Source organism: Candidatus Acidiferrales bacterium (assembly GCA_035934015.1).
Taxonomy (GTDB): domain Bacteria; phylum Acidobacteriota; class Terriglobia; order Acidiferrales; family UBA7541; genus DAHUXN01.
Window position 1 is genome coordinate 1 of record DASYYH010000019.1, and the last position, 3,149, is coordinate 3,149.

The window sequence follows — 3,149 nt, forward strand, 5'->3', positions numbered from 1 at the left end:
CACGCCGGATTCGGCGCATGCGCGCGCCAGATTCGGATTTTCTGACAGAATTCCGTATCCCGGATGAAGGGCGTCGCAGCCCGCAAATCGTGCCACGCCCATAATCTTTTCGATGACGAGATAACTCTCCTTCAAAGGCGCGGGGCCGATGGGATACGCCTCGTCAGCAAGCCGCACGTGAAGCGATGCTCGATCTGCATCGCTGAACACCACGACTGCGGGAATATCCATTTCGCGGCACGCGCGCAGGATTCGCACCGCAATCTCGCCGCGATTCGCAATCAGGATTTTTTTGAACATGAGCGGCCTAGAGCGGGATATTGCCGTGTTTCTTGCGCGGATTTGCATCTCGCTTGTTTTCGAGTGAGCAAAGAGCGGTGATGAGCTTCGAGCGCGTCTCCGAGGGCTGGATTACCACGTCGATGTAACCCCTCTCTGCGGCAACGTAGGGATTCGCGAATCGCTCACGGAATTCGGCGACCTTGTCCTGCCGCAGGGACGCGCGCTCAGATTCCGCGGCGCGTTCGATCTCGCGCTTGTAGACGATATTGACAGCGCCCTCCGGGCCCATCACTGCAATTTCCGCCGTCGGCCATGCGAAATTCATGTCGGTGCGAATGTGTTTCGACGCCATCACGCAGTAAGCTCCGCCATAAGCTTTTCTGGTGATCACCGTAATTTTCGGCACAGTGGCTTCGGCGAACGCAAAAAGCAGTTTCGCCCCGTGCCGGATGATGCCGCCATATTCCTGCTGCGTACCCGGAAGAAATCCCGGAACATCCTCGAACGTGATCAACGGAATGTTGAACGCGTCGCAAAAACGCACGAATCGCGCGCCTTTCACAGACGCATTGATGTCGAGCACACCGGCAAGAAACGCAGGCTGATTCGCCACGACTCCCACAGGCCTGCCATCAAGCCGTGCGAAGCCGACGACGATATTTTTCGCGAAGTGCTCATGCACCTCAAAAAAATATCGGTCGTCCACGATTGCGTGGATCACGTCCTTGATGTCGTACGGTACCAGAGGATCTTCAGGCACGATGGAATTGAGCGAAGCCTCCGCGCGGTCAGCGGGGTCGCTCGACGATCGCATTGGCGGATCATCGAGATTGTTTGAAGGCAGAAAACTCATCAGCTCGCGGATCATCGCCAGGCATTCGGTATCGTCCCGGGAAATGAAATGAGCGACGCCGCTTTTGGCGTTGTGCGTCATCGCCCCGCCAAGCTCGTGCTTCGTCACTTCCTCATGCGTCACGGTTTTGATCACATCGGGTCCCGTGACAAACATATAGGAAGTTTTTTCGGTCATGAAAACGAAGTCCGTGATTGCTGGAGAATACACGGCGCCGCCCGCGCACGGCCCCATGATGGCGCTGATTTGCGGAATCACGCCGCTCGCCAGGGTATTGAGCAGAAAAATATCCGCATATCCCGCGAGCGACATCACGCCTTCCTGAATTCTCGCGCCGCCCGAATCGTTCAGGCCAATCACTGGCGCGCCGTTGCTCATCGCCAGCTTCATGATTTTCGTGATTTTCCCGGCATTCGATTCCGAAAGCGAACCGCCGAAGACCGTGAAGTCCTGCGCAAAGGCATAAACCAGCCGGCCGTCAATCCGGCCAAAGCCGGAAACGAAGCCGTCTCCCGAAGGCCGCTGCTCCTCCATGCCGAAATCCGTGCAGCGGTGTTTGACGAATTTGTCGAGTTCTTCGAAAGTGCCTTCGTCGAACAGCAACTCGATCCGCTCGCGCGCGCCGAGTTTGCCCTCCTTATGCTGACGCTCGCGCCGCTCCGCGCCCCCGCCTTCTTCCGCTTCGGCGCTCCTCTTGGCGAGTTCTTGAATCGGGTCCTGGTGGAGTTTTTTCGCTGTCATGGCAAATTGTTCGCGCGTTAGCCTGACACACCCGCGCGGTCGGAGCAAGCAAACATCGCGATATTACTCATTCGGCTGAGTATCAAGAAGGATTGCAATGGCTGGAGGGAACGCTACTTTCTCAATGCAGCCCGGACCAATCATCGGCTATCAGTATCGAGTTGCTCGGATTCGAAGGATCGTATTTCACTCCCGCGGGCTGGCCTGACACGACCTTGTCCAGGCAGGCTCGTTCTTCAAGTCCCGTAATATCCTGCGCGGCTTCGTAGGAGACGCCCGAAATCGAGTAGGTGTACAGAAGCAGTTTGTGAATGGCGGACTTCGATGCGCCACTTTCTTCCGCCGGCCGCTCGACAATCTCCAGCACCTGGCCGTCGACAATCCGGCCAATGCGATTTAGGTATGCGCGGCGCTCGCGTTCGATCTCCATCGCGTCTTTCGCTCGCCCAAAGCGCCAGGCTATCGCGCCGCCGGCGATAACAATTACGATCGCAGCGACCAGTGCCAGTTGATGCCAATTGGAAGCGATGTGTGCCAATGTCCATCCTTACCAGGGAATCCGCGCCGCTATCCTGCGGCAACCACCGGATTGCGCAGCGTTCCCACTCCGCCGACGCTGACTTCCACTACGTCGCCCGCGGACAGCGGTCCCACCCCGGAGGGCGTTCCAGTCGAGATCACGTCCCCGGGGAAAAGCGTCATCACCTGCGAAATCCATCGAATTATAACATCTACGGTAAAAATCATTTCCGCCGCGCGCGCGGACTGTTTCCTGATTCGATTCACGAAAGTTTCAATCGTTGCCGCGCCGAGATCCAGTTTTGTCTCGATCACGGGACCGAATGGGCAGAAGGTGTCGAACCCTTTTGCCCTCGTGAATTGCACATCCTTCTTCTGCAAGTCCCGCGCGGTCACATCATTCAAGCAGGTGTAGCCGAGAACGTACGATGCTGCGTCGTCTGAGGCCTTTAGTCGAGAACACTTCTTTGCCATCACGATTGCCAATTCCCCCTCGTAATCCACTCGTTCCGAGAGCGGAGTCGTCACGATCGGCTCCTCAGGCGCAATGATCGCGGACGGAGGCTTAAGGAAAATCAACGGCTCTTTCGGCACATTGTTTCCCATCTCCGCCGCATGTTCGGCGAAGTTGCGGCCCACGCAAACGATTTTGCTCGGCTCGCACGGTGAGAGGAGCTTTACAGAATTCAGCGCCCAATTTTCCTCCGTGCGTTCTTCAAAATGAAATGCGTCCCGGATTCCAACGATATGTTCG

At 56.9% G+C, this 3,149-nt stretch carries 4 protein-coding genes; all 4 read right to left on the reverse strand.

What is annotated here, in order from left to right:
• Nucleotides 1-300, reverse strand: a 300-nt coding sequence (locus VGR81_09590) for a biotin carboxylase N-terminal domain-containing protein (GenBank protein HEV2289190.1), incomplete at its 3' end; no start/stop codon positions are given.
• A 7-nt stretch (nt 301-307) separates the two neighbouring features.
• Nucleotides 308-1,876, reverse strand: a complete 1,569-nt coding sequence (locus VGR81_09595) for an acyl-CoA carboxylase subunit beta (protein ID HEV2289191.1) — start codon at nt 1,874-1,876, stop codon at nt 308-310.
• 121 nt (nt 1,877-1,997) lie between these two features.
• Nucleotides 1,998-2,414 carry a DUF3592 domain-containing protein gene (locus VGR81_09600; GenBank protein ID HEV2289192.1) on the reverse strand — a complete coding sequence of 139 codons (417 nt, stop codon included), beginning with the start codon at nt 2,412-2,414 and terminating at the stop codon, nt 1,998-2,000.
• A gap of 29 nt (nt 2,415-2,443) precedes the next feature.
• On the reverse strand, nt 2,444-3,149 hold a 706-nt coding region (locus VGR81_09605), incomplete at its 5' end, for a fumarylacetoacetate hydrolase family protein (protein ID HEV2289193.1).

Coding starts and splice junctions, on each gene's coding strand:
- VGR81_09595 (HEV2289191.1), bottom strand. CDS start 1,876: ATGACAGCGAAAAAACTCCACCAGGACCCGATTCAAGAACTCGCCAAG.